We start from the raw sequence: 15,111 nt of genomic DNA, 5'->3' as shown, positions 1-15,111 counted from the left end.
CTATCAATAGTACGGAGAAATCATCAAATAAACGACAACACCTGTCATGCTCACATACAACCAGATCGGCATCGTCCATCTTGCAATTTTCCTATGTTTTGCAACTTGCATATTAAGACCTCGTGTAACTGTGATTAAAGCAAGAGGAACAATCGCAGCCGCAAGGATAATATGTGAAATCAAAATAAAGAAATAGACGGATCGAATCAGTCCTTCTCCTCCAAAAGAAGTTGATTCAGACAACCCGTGATACGTTACGTAAGAAACTAAAAATAATGCTGTCGTCGTAAAAGCGGCAAAAATAAAGCGTTTGTGCAACTTAATATTCTTTTGCTTAATAAAGATCAGCGCAGCTACTAAGAAAACAAAAGTAAAGCTATTAAAAACTGCGTTAAGTAAAGGCAAAAGTGTAATATCGAAGCCTACCTCACCGCTATATTCGGGTAAGAAAAACAGGATAACAACGAGCACGTTAACTGCAATGGAAAGCCCGACGATCCATGGTGTATAATTACGTTGTTTTACATCACTCATACGAATTCTTCTCCTTATCACATTAATCTACCTTTTAAGGATAAGAAAGTTTCTCTAAATGAGCAACCTATGTGACACATCTCACACGTAAAATTCCATTTCGTGACACGTTTTGTTCACATTAAGGCGACCACTGATCATGAACAATCCCTATTAAATAGTGATCATTATTATGTTCAGAAAACACCAATTTAAGACTCTTCCAATCCATTCCTTCATATTCTTCTGATCCAGGTACAAAGAACTCGACATAATGGCTATTTGGAAAAGCTTCATCTATATTATGAATACGATTTGTCTCTTTATATATCCCATCGTACGTAACTAACTCAGTCTCACTAAATTCGACATCATAAACATATTTCTCAAAATAAGCTTGAGGTGTCAGTCGAATTGGATCTCCTTTACCGTCATCCGTCCCCCATTCAAGCTGCTTTTGATTGGCTACCTGGAATAACTCTTTCACCTGAGAAGGCATCAATACCTGTGCACGATTTTTATCAATCGTTCCGAATGGAGAAAGCAGTACCCCTTTTTGTGGATGAACATAACGAGATACTTTGTCCATCTCTTGTTTACTTAATGCATTTAAAACGAGATACGCTTTTTTCATAACAATGCTTTGTACAGATGCTGGACGATCGGCTTCTACTTCGCCTAAATTTTGCGGCTTCTCAATTGCACACCCTAGAATAATGCCAAAAAACAGGAAGAAGATTGTCAGTACTCGAATCATCTTATTCATCCTCCCTATTAACGCTCATATTTATTATATTCGCCACAATTGAATGCAACCATTCTATCTCTCAGGAAAAAGTTTATCATTTTCCTTTTGAATGTCACTAAGAACCTTTTCCCAAGGTACTAATCATGGTATCGCTTACAGATTTCAATTAGTCGATTTAATATTAAAAATTCAGCTTAATACCCAATCACACGATTTGATTTTAACGCGAAAAAGCTATAAAATTTTTACTTGGGAACCCAGTAACTTGTTCTGTTACGGGATCGATATCATCTGATCAGCATTTGATTAGTCTTATCTTTACTAATGAAGTAGGGAATTCACTGTTCCGTCCATACGTTCCCTCTGGAACAGCAATAATGAAAAAGTGAGGTCACAAAGATGAATCAACCATCAAAACAGGCTTCTGTTATCGTTATATTCGGTGCAACAGGAGATCTTGCCAAACGCAAGCTATTCCCATCACTGTATAACCTCTATTGTAAAGGTGTACTTGCTGAGGATTTCGCTGTAGTGGGAGTAGCAAGAAGACAGCTTACTAATGAAGAATTCCGTTCAAACGTTCATGATTCTGTTATACATACAGCATGCATGGATAAAGATGACAAACACGAGGAATTTAGCAGTCATTTCTTCTACCAACCATTTGATGTTACAAAGAAAGAATCTTACCAGGAATTAAATGAATTAACACAATCACTCGATGAGAAGTTTAATATTCCAGGAAATCGTATTTTTTATATGGCGATGGCTCCGGAATTCTTTGGAACAATTGCACTCAATCTAGATTCTGAAGGATTAACAAATGGAGACGGCTTTAATCGTCTTGTTATTGAAAAACCTTTTGGACATAATTTCCCATCAGCTCAAAAGCTGAATGATGAAATTCGTCAAGTCTTTTCTGAAGACGAAGTTTATCGTATCGATCACTACTTAGGAAAAGAAATGGTGCAAAATATCGAAGCGATTCGTTTCGCCAATTCGATGTTTGAACCACTATGGAACAGTCGACACATATCAAATATCCAAATTACCTCTAGCGAAACGGTCGGTGTTGAAACACGTGGAGGATATTATGAAAAGTCTGGTGCCCTCCGTGACATGGTCCAAAACCATGTTCTTCAAATGGTTTCCCTTCTAGCAATGGAACCGCCTGTTAGCCTTTCAACAGAAGAGATTCGCGGTGAGAAGGTGAAAGTACTTCGCGCGCTTCGTGCTGTTAAACCGGAAGAAGTAAACGACTATTTCGTTCGCGGACAATACAAGCAAGGCGAAGTAGATGGAGAAATATTACCAGGCTATCGCGAAGAAGATAATGTCGATGAAGAATCAAATACGGAAACATTTGTTGCGGCGAAACTGATGATTGATAATTTCCGCTGGGCAGGTGTGCCGTTCTATATTCGCACCGGTAAACGTATGACAAATAAGTCAACTAAAATACTGGTTGAGTTTAAAGACTTGCCAATGAATCTTTATAAAAATGAAAGTGGTAAACTTGGACCGAATATTCTCGTGATTCACATTCAACCTGAAGAAGGCATTACCCTTCACTTAAATGCGAAGGATACAGGAGATATGCGTAAAACAACGCCAATACAGTTAACCTTCAATAACCATCAAGAAAACAATATGAACTCACCAGAAGCGTATGAACGCCTCCTACACGACGTGATGCGCGGTGATGCTACGAACTTTGCACGTTGGGATGAAGTCGCTCTCTCATGGCAGTTCATTGACCCGATTTCAGTTACATGGGCAAATGAGAAGGAAAAAGAATTCCCGAACTATCCAGCAGGTTCAATGGGACCTAAAGCTGCAGATGAGCTTCTAGAAAAAGACAACCTGCACTGGTGGCCATTACCTAAAGAGTAAAGCGAAAGTGACCGAGTGTCTGCTCACTGCAGCTAGAACGTAAAGCGAAGACGAGCGTTTAGAAACGGAGATATTGGAACTCTTGAATGGGAACACGGTCTTTGTGTTCCTATGAAAGAGTGAAATATCGCAGTTTCTGCGAGTCGTAGCTGGATCTCATGTAAAGCGAAGACGAGCAGTTTATTGCAATTAAAAATGACAAAAGAAAGATACGTGCTTCACGTATCTTTCTTTATCATATACACTACTATTTGAAAGGAAGTGTTTTTTTATGAAAATGTATGATGTAAGTGCACCAATTTTTAATGGAATGGCTGTTTATAAGAACAAAGAAGAAAAACAACCTGAAATCAACACGAAGACAAATGGACATGTAACAGAGTCTCGTCTTTCTCTCGACGTACATACGGGCACTCACGTAGATGCACCGCTTCATATGATGAATGATGGAGCAACGTTTGAATCGATTAATCAAGAAGATCTTGTTGGAAAAGCGAAAGTAATTGACGTTACAGATGTCAAAGGCGCGATCTCTGATAAAGATATTGAAGCGGAAGACATTCAAGAAGGCGACTTCATTCTTTTCAAATCTCAAAACTCTTTTGAAGAAGAATTTAATTTTGACTTTGTTTTCGTAGGTGAAGACGCTGCACGCTATCTTGCAGAACGAAACATTCGCGGAGTTGGCGTAGACGGCCTTGGTATCGAACGTAGCCAGCCTGAGCACCCTACACACCGCTCTTTATTCGAGAAGGATGTTATCATCATGGAGGGCTTACGCCTAAAAGACGTGGCAGCTGGAGAATACTTCATGGTTGCTGCACCTTTAAAACTTCAGGGAACAGATGCATCACCTGCTCGCGTTTTATTGTTTGAAGGATTAAAAGAAGCATAAGATTTCATAAGCCAGGGTCTCCCCTGGCTTTCATTCTACCTCGAGATGATAATTCAAAAAACGAGTGGAGGTAATGATGAAATTCCTATTTCTAAAGCTTCGTTCTCGTCTAACGCTAACGATCTGGTTCATTTCTGTCGTCATTTTTGCACTCTTCCTTACCTTCGTCCTCCCTCAAGTCTCAAACAAATCTTATGAGGTCACCCAAACGACTGAATCCCCTGATGGCTCATTCTTTTACACTCCTGAGAAGCTCTATGACGTTGCAGAAGCGTATGGAGAAGCCGGGAGAAGCTATTATATTAAAGAGCGCTTTAGTTTTGACCTTATCTGGCCACTAGTGTATTGGTTCTTTTTAATCGCTACGATTACGATCTTATATCGAGCTGTCACCAATGGTAAATGGTTATTTTTAAGCTTACTTCCCTCATTTGGTGTAGGGTTCGACTACTTAGAAAACATCGCAACTTCACTTGTCATGTTCTTTTATCCGCGTAGCTTATCATTCATCGCCTGGTGTGCACCATTTTTCACATCGATTAAATGGTCACTGATTTACGTAAGCTTCCTTGTTATCATCATTGGTTGTGTCCTTCAGGCCATTCAGTTCGGGAAAAAGCTTCGCAATGACCTTAATCACAAGGCTTAGCTAAAAAAAACGCTACTTCGCTCCCCTTTGAACGGGGAGTGAGTAGCGTTTTTTAATGCTGTTTAGCGGAAGAGCTCAGACATGGTCACTTCTCGCTCTCACACAAAGAACGTATTCAAATCAAAAGGCTCCAGTGTCTGACGTGTCTAAACGCTCGTCTCCGCTTTTCTTGATCTAGCTGCAGTGGGCAGACACTCGGTCACTTCACTCTATAACTCGAACACAAAAAACGTGTTCAAGTTATAGAGTTCAAGTGCCTGCCGTGTCTAAACGCCCACTTTCGCTTTTCTTTTAATCAAGCCATTCTGTGTGGAATACACCTTCGCGGTCAATACGTTGATACGTATGAGCGCCAAAGTAGTCGCGCTGTGCTTGTAGAAGGTTTGCTGGCAATGTTTCGCTACGATAGCTATCATAATAAGCAATTGCACTTGCAAGACCAGGAACCGGAATTCCGCGCTGTACAGCAAGTGATACGATATCACGAGCTGCGCTTTGGTAAGATTCAACGATCTCTTTGAAGTAAGGATCTAAAAGAAGGTTTGTTAAGCTAGGCTCACGGTCATATGCTTCTTTAATGTTTTGAAGGAAACCTGCACGAATAATGCAGCCACCACGGAAAATCATTGCGATCGAACCGTAATCAAGATTCCAATCATACTCATCTGAAGCCGAGCGCATTTGAGCGAAGCCTTGAGCGTATGAACAGATTTTACTTAAATATAGTGCTTTGCGGATTTTCTCGATTAGCTCTTCTTTATTACCATCAAATGCTGGTACATTAGGACCTGCAAGAATTTTGCTTGCTTTTACACGCTCTTCCTTCATTGCTGAAATAAAGCGAGAGAAAACAGATTCCGTAATGATTGAAAGTGGTACACCAAGGTCTAGGGCACTCTGGCTTGTCCATTTACCAGTACCTTTCTGCCCAGCTGTATCAAGAATCACATCAACAAGTGCTTTGCCTGTTTCAGGATCTTTCTTCGTAAAGATATCTGCTGTGATTTCAATTAGGTAGCTATCAAGTTCACCTTTATTCCATTCTTTAAATACTTCGTGAAGCTCATCAGTCGAAAGACCAAGCACGTTCTTCATCATGTAATAAGCTTCGCCGATTAACTGCATGTCACCATATTCAATGCCGTTATGCACCATTTTTACATAGTGACCAGCGCCGTCTGGACCAATGTAAGTTGTACAAGGATCACCATCAACGTTTGCAGCGATTGCTTTAAAGATATCTTCAACTTCACTAAATGCATCCGGTTGTCCACCAGGCATAATTGAAGGACCGTTTAATGCGCCTTCTTCTCCACCTGAAACACCAGTACCAATAAAGCGAATACCTTTTTCTTTCAAATCTTCGCTACGCTTCTGGGTGTCTTTAAAGAACGCATTCCCGCCGTCAATGATAATATCATCTTTATCAAGATGTGGAAGAAGCTGATCAATCGTTGCATCTGTTGGCATACCTGCTTTAACCATTAGCAAGATTTTTCTAGGTGTTTCAAGTGATTGAACGAACTCTTCAATGCTGTATGTATCCTGAAAGTTTCGTCCTTCAACTTCAGACATCATTTCTTTCGTTTTTTCTTCCGAGCGATTGTACACTGAAACGGAATAGCCGCGGCTTTCGATATTCATCGCAAGGTTTTTCCCCATAACGGCTAACCCAATTACACCAATTTGTTGTTTTGACATCTTATTCCCTCCAGCTCATTTCTTGTTTTCATGAACCCACTGACGCGAACTCATTTGATTACAGGAGTAACACTTTTTAGTATGTGCACCTGTCATTAAGCTAGTCACGCGTACAGCCTGACAGTATGCATTATACGTCTTTCCGTGTAACCGTGCAAAGATTAGCAACTAGAAAAAAGGATGAAAAGAAACGATTTCGTACTCCTTCTTTTCATCCTTTATTTATCCTTACCCTTTGTTTACAGCAAAGAAGGCGTTTTCAAAATCCATCATTGGGAAACACTCCTTATAACGATTATACTTAATGAGACAATTGAAATAATGGAGGAGTGAATGGATTGTGAATGAAAAACAACTTGCCGGTACAAAAGCAGCATCTTATATTCAAGACGGTATGATTGTTGGACTTGGAACAGGAAGTACCGTTTATTGGACGATTCTTGAAATTGGTAGAATGGTGAAAGAAGGCTTGAACATTACAGGAGTTGCCACATCTAAAAGTACAGAAAAGCTTGCACAAGAACAAGGCATTCCACTTTCATCACTAGAGGACGTTTCTACCATTGATTTAACGATTGATGGGGCAGATGAACTAACGGAAGATTTAACCCTTATAAAAGGGGGAGGTGGCGCACTGCTTCGAGAAAAAATCATCGCTTATCATTCCACGCACATGATTGTCGTTGCTGATTCCAGTAAGTATGTAAAAAAACTGGGGACATTCCCTCTTCCTGTTGAGATCACGCAGTTTGGTTATTTAAAAACGGTAAACGCCATTCAAAATTTGGGTTGTGAAGCAAACCTTCGTAAAGAGAATGGTTCCCTTTTTATAACAGACAACGGGAACTTTATTGTGGATTGTTTATTTGATGAAATTAGCTTCCCTACTACTTTACATGATCACCTTAATCAACTTCCAGGAGTCGTTGAAAATGGGATATTTATTGGTTATGCAGCGAAAGCGATCATCGGCCAAGACAATACCATTACATATGTTGAAAATTAAAAAAGCGCCCGGCTAGTTATGCCGGGCGCTTTCATTATTTAATAATAAGGACAGGACAATGAGACCTCTGAAGCACGGCATGACTGACGCTTCCAAGAAACCACTCTCTTAAGCCATTCAACCCTCTGCTTCCCATAATTATAAGATCGCGGTCATGATCATCTGCATATTTTACAATTTCGTTTCCAGGGTTACCTTCTAGTACCATTGTTTTCACTTTATGATTCGGTAGCTGAACATCGAGTTTTTCACTAATGCCTTTTAACAGATCAACTGCTTCTTTTCTAAGCTCATTAAGGATACTTGCATACACAACAGCTGAGCTAATTTGCGCAGTAGGATTTAGTGCAGTAACTACATCAATTTCCATAGCTTCATTTTCTTTTGCCATAGCAATCGCTTCATTTAATGCCTTAACACTTAAATCAGATCCATCAAACGCAACAAGGATTTTATTATATTTTTTCATCTCAACATTCTCCTCCCCTGATCTACTTTCATACTACCACGAAAACCGAACAAGTCCTGTGACATTCATCACGAATAGGCTTTTCCTTTTAATGCTTCTTATAAAGAATTTGCTCTGTCAAAATCGCGGTAATCGAACCAAGTATAAGACCGTTATTCAAAATCGAAGCCGCAATTGGTGGGGCTTGTTGAAAAGCTTCTGGTGGAATAAACATCGTACCAATTCCAACCATAAAGGAAATGCCTATTATAAATGGTTTTCCCTCTGAATCATCCTTTTTAAACTCGTTAAACGCAATTCCTACCATGTTTACGAACACGATAAAAATAACAGCATAGCCAACCGGTTCAGGTAATGCTGCAAAGAATGCCATCAAAGCTGGGAATAAGCTAATAATGATGATCAGTCCACTACCTAAAATAAAAGGAAGCTTTCGTTTAAGCCCTGTAGTTAAAATAAAACCTGCGGCCCCTGAGATTGGAACACTCCCTACCGCTGAAAATACGCCTCCTAGTAATTGATTGATCCCGGAAATGAATCCTGCCTGTCTGTATCGCCCCATAGGCTTTGTGTTTGATAGCTTGTTTAACACTTCTTCTACAACACGAATGCTTGCGATCATATTCGTAAGAAGTAGAAGCGTGACAAGAAACGCTGTTATAATCATGCCAGAATCCCAGGCTGGATACCCAAACGCGAATACCTCTGGCAATTGAATGAATCCTCCTTCTGGAAGAACGACTGGCTTCGCTAACCCAAGAACTGCAAATAAAACCCAACCGAATATTAAAATAATAAGGATACTATATTGCTGAATCATCGCAGGCATCGATCTCGAAAACCATATGGAAACAAATACAAGAAGAAGAGATAGCCCTGCAATACGAAGGTCAATGCCCTCTTTTAGGTAGCCGACTCCCATCATGCCGTTAAGAAAGGATCCACTTAACTGAGCGACAAGAAGCAGAAGATAAATCCCTGTTACAACTGGCGTAAAAAGACGAGATAGCTTCTCCACTAAACCAAATGCGCTCAGTAGAATAAAAATGATCCCGCTTGCGATCATTGCGAGTTCGAGCGCTTGAAGTGTCTCTATTTCAGATCCAAACAACGTAGAACTTAACCCTGCATAAAGAACAAATACTCCCCACCATAATCCTGCAGGCCCTTCATTAATCGGTAGTCGGTGACCGAGCGTCGCCTGCAAGATTCCAGCAACACCTAGAACAAACATCGTTCTCTGAACAAATCCTGCTGCCATTGCAGGGTCTAAATGGAACAAGCTCGCAATGGCAACAGGTGCCACGATGGAACCTGCTATCATAAAGATGGCCCACTGAAGGGCGGATAACGTATTACGCATGTAAAAGCCTTCTTTCATCAAAACGAATTATGTACACACCTTCATCTTATCAAAGCGATCCACGGAGGTCATTACGTATTTTTCCACTATAAAATCAAGCGTAGCTCTGATATACTATTTTATTGGTGATTTGATTTTTCAAATACACGGGTGGGAGAGGGAAACACAAGTAAGAAGGGAATAAAGTGAAAACGAAAATTAATTTTGATTTTCAGGCTCACGATACTTCACTGAAGAAAGAAATTCTTGCCGGCATTACATCATTTTTTACGATTGTTTATATTGCAGCGGTTAACGCGTCAATCCTTGCTGATGCAGGAATTCCTTTCGAAGCAGGAATGATTGCAACAGTCCTGACGTCAGTGGTCGGCTGCCTGTTAATTGGTTTTTATGCAAATGCACCAATTATCCTCGTTCCGGGGATGGGTGTAAATGCGTTCTTTACGTATACAATGGTTGAATCAATGGGATTAAGCTGGGAGGTGGCACTCGCTTCTGTCTTTGTTGCAGGAATATTATTTGCGATAACAGCATTTACACCGCTCTCTGGTGTTCTTTCAAAAGCAATCCCGCGTTCATTAAAAGAAGCGATTACCGTCGGAATTGGTTTATTTCTTACATTCATCGGTTTACAAAAAGGCGGGATTGTCGTTTCCAGCGATTCCACATTTGTGGCACTTGGAAACCTTGGGTCCGCTCATGTGATTGCTACTCTCGCCACGCTAGCATTAGCTGCCTTTCTCCTCATTCGAAATGTGAAAGGCCACTTTCTTATCAGTATGTTAGCTGGGACTGCACTCGCCTGGTCACTCGGTCTAATTGAGACAGGTCAACAAAGTAGCTTTTCATTCTCATCATACGGATCGGTATTTGCTGCTATGTCTTTCGATGACATTCTGATGCTGCCTTTCTGGATCGCAACGTTCTCCATGGCGATGATTCTTGTCTTTGAGAATATGGGTTTGTTAACCGGTTTACTGCCAGATCAGCGGAAGTTTACTAAGTCATATCAAGCAAATGCGATCTCAGCCATATCATCTGGCCTTTTCGGTACGAGTCCAACCGTTTCGACAGTTGAAAGTGCTTCAGGGATTTCAGCTGGTGGTCGAACAGGACTTACTGCCATTACAACAGGGTTATTGTTCTTAACATCACTATTCTTTATCCCTATTTTCAAAATCATACCAGACTCGGCGATTGCGCCAGTTCTGATCATTATTGGTGGTCTGATGATTACATCCATTCAAAACATTTCCCTACAAGATTTTTCTGAAGGGTTTCCTGCCTTTTTAATTATCGTCATGATTCCGCTCACCTACAGCATTGTTGACGGTATTGCATTTGGCTTTATTGCATACCCATTTCTAAAAATCGCTTTAGGGAAAGGAAAAGAAGTTCCTGTACCGATGTACATTATCGCAAGCCTCTTCTTTATAAACTTTTTCTTACACACCATCTAAAGGGTAAGAAAGCCTTCCAAACCTCCTTGAGCTTCATTCAAGGAGGTTTTTTCCATTTCATCCTATCTTTTTTATGATATGCTAAATTCTGGTGATAAACATGATAACCGTAAAACAAACTAGTCTAATCCTTATTTTCTTCGTCCTAATGGGTTGTCAGGCCCATCAAGCTGGTAGCCTCTCTCTTCTTGATGAATCGAATGTGAAAAGACCTGTTCCTTCTTTTTTAGTTGATAATAGAAAGGAACAGCTAATTGCAAAATACGAAAACAAAACCCCAACTGAATTTGGTGAAAATGTGTTAGGAGTCTACACTCATTTTAGTTCATCCAAAAAGGAAATCGCCTTAACATTTGATGCTTGTGGTGGGTCACATGGGAATGATGTTGATGAGGCATTGATCGCATTTTTAAAAGAAAACAAGCTGCCTTCCACCCTATTTATTAACAGTAGATGGATTGATCAAAACACTGCTTTGTTCCAAGAACTTGCTCGTGACCCGCTCTTTCAAATTGAAAATCACGGCACGCACCACAAACCTCTTTCTGTGAACGGGCAGTCAGCCTGGGGTATCTCAGGGACAGCATCGGTAAAAGAAGTGATTGAAGAAATGAAAGAAAACCAAAACAAAATTGAAGAACTAACTGGTAAGAAACCGACACTTTTCCGTTCAGGAACAGCTTACTATGATGACGTAGCCGTCCAAATTGCTCAAGACCTTGGTGTTCAAATTGTGAATTACACTATACTTGGAGACGCCGGTGCAACTTATAACGCCCAACAGGTGAACGATGCTCTGCTGCAGGCACAATCGGGCGATATTGCTCTTCTTCATATGAATCAACCGACTAGCGGCACAGCAGAAGGAGTTGAAAAAGCGATACCCGTTTTACAGAAAAAGGGGTATACATTTGTTCAACTTCACTCCCAAAATTTGCAGTGAGTACATTTTGTTCTGGAGGCCACCTTATTAATGAACACTATGATAAGGGGTGAAAAACTGATGAGTCAGTCTAAAGGACAACGAGAAAGACAATTCCGCAAAAGAAAAGAAGCACAAAATCCACATGGTAAAATTAAATCATTGGAGCAGCTTTCGAACGAAACTCCGAATAAACCTTAGCCTATTAAGACAGATTAAACTCCTCCTAATTCGGGTAAAGGGTTTTAGATGATGAAAGGAGTTTAGCGATATGAATGAAATGACTGTATCCGTAACAGGAATGAAGGGCGAAGAATGTATCCAGAAAATCGAAGCTGCCCTCCTTTCTTTAAACGGCATTGAACGGGCTTTAGCTGATCTGAAAGAAGAAACGGTCACGATTATGTTTGATGAAGAAGCCTTAGACGAAGCAACAATCATGCAAACAATTGAAGAAGCGGGCTATCAACCTGCCTAATTCCAAAAGAATCTGCCTAGCGCAGATTCTTTTTTACACCAAAATGAAACAATATTCTTCAAAAACACTCTAATTCTTTCCTACAAACATTCAATCTTCGCAATTCATGGGTGTTACTCTATAACTATGCGTTAAGGATAAGTTAACGAAAGGGGTAACGGACTTGGAACAGTCTAATTTAAATGCTAAGGAAATGCCTAAACAGAATGTATTGCCATCAGTAGAGGACTATTCTCACTTGCTTGAACAATTAGAAGCGTTAACTTATGAAAATCAAGCACTAAGCAACGTTAACACGCTTGTTGCGGGCGTTGCTCATGAAATTAAAAATCCTCTTACGATTATGAAAGGCTTCCTTCAGCTAATAAAACCTGACCTTGATAAACTACAAAAAAGCGACATTGCTGAGCTACTGTTAACAGAAATCCAACGAACGACCGATCTAGTTGAAGAGTTTCTTCAACTTGCACGCCCTGTAGAGGTTACATCTGAACGTATTGATCTTATCCCCTTCCTAAAAAATATCCTCCTACTTTTTGATAGCCAGGCAAAGTTAAGCAAGTGTGACCTGACCACAAATCTACAACAGTTCAAACTTCCTATTGAAGTGATGATTAACCCCGGACAGTTCAAGCAAGTTTTTCTAAATGTGATGAAAAACAGTATCGAAGCTATTCGCATGACGAACCGTAGCAATGGGACGATTTCATTAACAGTAGGACAGCATTTTAATAGGGTGACAATCTCTATACGTGACAATGGCGTTGGAATGGATGCATCGACTCAGAGCCGTATTTTCAAACCCTTTTACACAACAAAAGAAAAAGGAACGGGCCTCGGCCTGTTCCTTAGTAAACAAATTATTCAAAACCACAAAGGCACGATAAAAGTAAAAAGTTCTCCTTCGTTTGGTACAACACTTTCTATTAAATTGCCCTTGCTCCATCCGGTTTAAAAACCAATTTGCTCTTTCTCACTTGAAACCTGTGTTTTTCGCTTGTTTTTATGAAGTAGTGCATTAACCTCTCCACCTACAAGAAGAATAATGCCGGTTAAATAAAACCAAAGCATTAAAATAATCACACCGCCAAGACTTCCATAAGTAGCAGAATAGTTACCGAAATTACTAACGTAAAATGCAAATGCAAGCGAAATTACCTGCCAGCCTAATGTTGCTACAAGTGCTCCAATGATCACCTCTTTAAATGGGAAATGTTTATTTGGTGCAAACCGATATAAAGCTGCAAGGATGCATGCCATGATTGCCACAGCTACTACCCAACGAAGAATACGAAACAAAAATTCGGTCGAGCTCGGCAAATTTAGTGATGAGGTTACTGCGTCAATGATTACGTCTCCAAAAACCGGTAATACAAGCGTGACAATAAACACAAGAACAAGTCCAATTGTCAACAAAATAGAAAGAAGCCTTGCTTTAATAAAGGATCTTGTTTCTTCCACATCGTAAGCAAGATTCAACGCTCTCATCATCGCCATCATACCGTTTGAAGCTGACCAGATCGTCCCAAGTATACCTAAGGTTAATAAGCCGCCCTGAGGCTCACTAATGATGGAGAGAACATTATCCTGTAGGATGCTCCCTGTCTCTCCAGGAGCATATTTTGTAAGGAAATCCACCGCTTCCTGTTTGTCAATTGACAAGTAAGGAAGAATCGAGAGAATGAGAATAAGTAATGGAAAGATCGATAACATAAAGTAATAGGCCAATTCAGCTGCAAGACTCGTAACCCGATCCTCTCCGATTTCTTTTCCAAGTTTTTTAACAAATGATAATCCACCCATTTTGTTAACCCCTTTCTTACATTCTTTAGACCCTTTCCCTATAATCTTCCGCTGTAATCGTCCTTCATAATGAAAAGGAGCAGACATTGTGTCTGCTCCTTTTCTTATCATTCCATCTAATGTTAAGGCGTCGTCTCACCCTGTTCACCGTCTAATGCGTTCATATTTCCATTTGGATCATTATTTTGATCCTCAAGGTTTAAGTGAGATTTAAGCTCTGTTTTAGCAGTTGCTAAAGACTGATCATCAAGCTTAAAATAGTAGGTTCCAGCTGGTTGGAAATCCGTTCCTGTTAGCTGAAGTTTTTCAACTGTATCGATCTTTGAGATAAACGGATACAGGCCAATAGCTTCATTAAAAGTAAAGCTCATTGTAAGGTTTTCTCCGATACGATCGACAACATCACCGTACTTCGGTATAGAAGAAAGTGAGCTAACCTTGTCCATTGCAGCAGTAATGACTTCCATTTGACGCTGTCCGCGCTTTAAGTCAGAGTCGGCTTTACGTGTTCTAGCAAACGCAAGCGCCTCTTTACCATTAAGGGTCTGCTCCCCTACTTCTAAATCGATTTTTCCTTTCGACTCTTTGTACAGTTGGTCAGCGACAAGCTGTGAATCAATTGTCACATCAATACCGCCGAGCTCATCAATGACGGTTTTAAAAGCATCAAAATTCACTCGGACAACCTCATCAATCGGTATTCCAAGTAAGCCTTCGACTGTATCAATCGTTAAATCAATCCCCCCATAGGCATGAGCGTGAGTAATTTTGTCCATACCTCTACCTGGAATTTCAACGTACGAATCACGCGGTATACTAAGAAGCTTCATTGATTTGTCATCTTGATTAAATGTAGCAACCATCATCGAGTCACTTCGACCATTCGATGTATTTTCTTCATCGTCTACACCTAACAATAATACAGAAAAATGATCTTTACCTATATCGACTGCACTGTTTCTTAGGTCGGACTGATTTCCGCGATTTGGTTCCATCAGGGATTGGTCAGATACGCTAGATACTTTATAATAAAGATATCCTCCATAGCCACCAATACCAACTATAATAAATAATAAAAGCAAGAGTGTAATGCGCAATCCACGGCGTTTTTTCTTAGGTTTATATCGACTTCGAGGTTCCATTTGTTCTTCATTCATAGAAATTTTATCTCCTTCAATATAAATCTTCATTCTTTATTTATAGACCATTCG

The 15,111-nt window shown here is 40.1% G+C and carries 16 protein-coding genes; 9 read left to right on the top strand and 7 right to left on the bottom strand.

Annotation, left to right across the window (positions count from 1 at the left end; all coding sequences use genetic code 11):
- Window positions 1–3 precede the first annotated feature (3 nt).
- The gene (locus ATG70_RS03620; protein ID WP_098443006.1) at window positions 4–534 is read right to left on the bottom strand and encodes a DUF420 domain-containing protein; all 531 of its coding nucleotides are present in this window, start codon (window positions 532–534) and stop codon (window positions 4–6) included.
- Between the two features lie 121 nt (window positions 535–655).
- On the bottom strand, window positions 656–1,270 hold the full coding sequence (locus ATG70_RS03615) for a hypothetical protein (RefSeq protein WP_098443005.1): 615 nt from the start codon (window positions 1,268–1,270) through the stop codon (window positions 656–658).
- Between the two features lie 390 nt (window positions 1,271–1,660).
- Between ATG70_RS03615 and zwf the strand changes: the two genes are divergently transcribed.
- From zwf to ATG70_RS03600, 3 genes are all read left to right on the top strand, one after another.
- Window positions 1,661–3,154: a glucose-6-phosphate dehydrogenase gene (zwf, locus tag ATG70_RS03610; RefSeq protein WP_098443004.1), complete on the top strand. Its 1,494-nt coding sequence runs from the start codon at window positions 1,661–1,663 to the stop codon at window positions 3,152–3,154.
- Between the two features lie 271 nt (window positions 3,155–3,425).
- Entirely contained in the window at window positions 3,426–4,049 is a 624-nt protein-coding gene (locus ATG70_RS03605; protein ID WP_098443003.1) for a cyclase family protein, read from the top strand.
- A gap of 76 nt (window positions 4,050–4,125) precedes the next feature.
- Complete coding sequence (locus ATG70_RS03600) at window positions 4,126–4,698, top strand: hypothetical protein (RefSeq protein WP_098443002.1); 573 nt, start codon at window positions 4,126–4,128, stop codon at window positions 4,696–4,698.
- Between the two features lie 291 nt (window positions 4,699–4,989).
- Here the strand turns inward: ATG70_RS03600 and gndA are convergent, their stop codons facing one another.
- Entirely contained in the window at window positions 4,990–6,399 is a 1,410-nt protein-coding gene (gndA, locus tag ATG70_RS03595) for an NADP-dependent phosphogluconate dehydrogenase (protein ID WP_098443001.1), read from the bottom strand.
- A gap of 340 nt (window positions 6,400–6,739) precedes the next feature.
- On the opposite strand from gndA, the gene rpiA reads away from it, so the two are divergent.
- Window positions 6,740–7,405 (top strand): ribose-5-phosphate isomerase RpiA, encoded by a 666-nt coding sequence (rpiA, locus tag ATG70_RS03590; protein ID WP_098443000.1) that lies wholly within the window; start codon window positions 6,740–6,742, stop codon window positions 7,403–7,405.
- A 34-nt stretch (window positions 7,406–7,439) separates the two neighbouring features.
- Here rpiA and ATG70_RS03585 read toward each other — a convergent pair whose 3' ends face one another.
- Together ATG70_RS03585 and ATG70_RS03580 are read right to left on the bottom strand one after the other, a co-directional pair.
- Window positions 7,440–7,874: a universal stress protein gene (locus tag ATG70_RS03585; RefSeq protein ID WP_098442999.1), complete on the bottom strand. Its 435-nt coding sequence runs from the start codon at window positions 7,872–7,874 to the stop codon at window positions 7,440–7,442.
- 88 nt (window positions 7,875–7,962) lie between these two features.
- Window positions 7,963–9,237 carry a purine/pyrimidine permease gene (locus ATG70_RS03580; protein WP_098442998.1) on the bottom strand — a complete coding sequence of 425 codons (1,275 nt, stop codon included), beginning with the start codon at window positions 9,235–9,237 and terminating at the stop codon, window positions 7,963–7,965.
- Window positions 9,238–9,422: 185 nt separating this feature from the next.
- On the opposite strand from ATG70_RS03580, the gene ATG70_RS03575 reads away from it, so the two are divergent.
- The 5 genes from ATG70_RS03575 (at window position 9,423) to ATG70_RS03560 (ending at window position 13,052) form a co-directional block, all read left to right on the top strand.
- A complete protein-coding gene (locus tag ATG70_RS03575; RefSeq protein ID WP_098442997.1) occupies window positions 9,423–10,697 on the top strand; it encodes an NCS2 family permease in 1,275 nt (424 codons plus the stop codon).
- A 100-nt stretch (window positions 10,698–10,797) separates the two neighbouring features.
- On the top strand, window positions 10,798–11,640 hold the full coding sequence (locus tag ATG70_RS03570; RefSeq protein ID WP_098442996.1) for a polysaccharide deacetylase family protein: 843 nt from the start codon (window positions 10,798–10,800) through the stop codon (window positions 11,638–11,640).
- Between the two features lie 60 nt (window positions 11,641–11,700).
- Entirely contained in the window at window positions 11,701–11,820 is a 120-nt protein-coding gene (locus tag ATG70_RS22720) for a DUF6254 family protein (RefSeq protein ID WP_224879153.1), read from the top strand.
- A 70-nt stretch (window positions 11,821–11,890) separates the two neighbouring features.
- A complete protein-coding gene (locus ATG70_RS03565) occupies window positions 11,891–12,097 on the top strand; it encodes a heavy-metal-associated domain-containing protein (protein WP_098442995.1) in 207 nt (68 codons plus the stop codon).
- Between the two features lie 163 nt (window positions 12,098–12,260).
- Entirely contained in the window at window positions 12,261–13,052 is a 792-nt protein-coding gene (locus tag ATG70_RS03560; RefSeq protein WP_098442994.1) for a sensor histidine kinase, read from the top strand.
- On the opposite strand, the gene ATG70_RS03555 is transcribed toward ATG70_RS03560, so the two are convergent.
- Window positions 13,049–13,900, bottom strand: a complete 852-nt coding sequence (locus tag ATG70_RS03555; RefSeq protein ID WP_179886325.1) for a YihY/virulence factor BrkB family protein — start codon at window positions 13,898–13,900, stop codon at window positions 13,049–13,051. The two genes, ATG70_RS03560 and ATG70_RS03555, sit on opposite strands and share 4 nt — an antisense overlap.
- Window positions 13,901–14,022: 122 nt before the next feature.
- On the bottom strand, window positions 14,023–15,057 hold the full coding sequence (locus tag ATG70_RS03550) for an LCP family protein (RefSeq protein WP_306472681.1): 1,035 nt from the start codon (window positions 15,055–15,057) through the stop codon (window positions 14,023–14,025).
- Window positions 15,058–15,111: the final 54 nt, after the last annotated feature.

The sequence above is a fragment of the Bacillus sp. es.036 genome (assembly GCF_002563635.1).
GTDB lineage: Bacteria > Bacillota > Bacilli > Bacillales > Guptibacillaceae > Guptibacillus.
The sequence above is the reverse complement of the archived record's forward strand: the minus strand, read 5'-3'. Positions and strand labels throughout refer to the sequence as shown.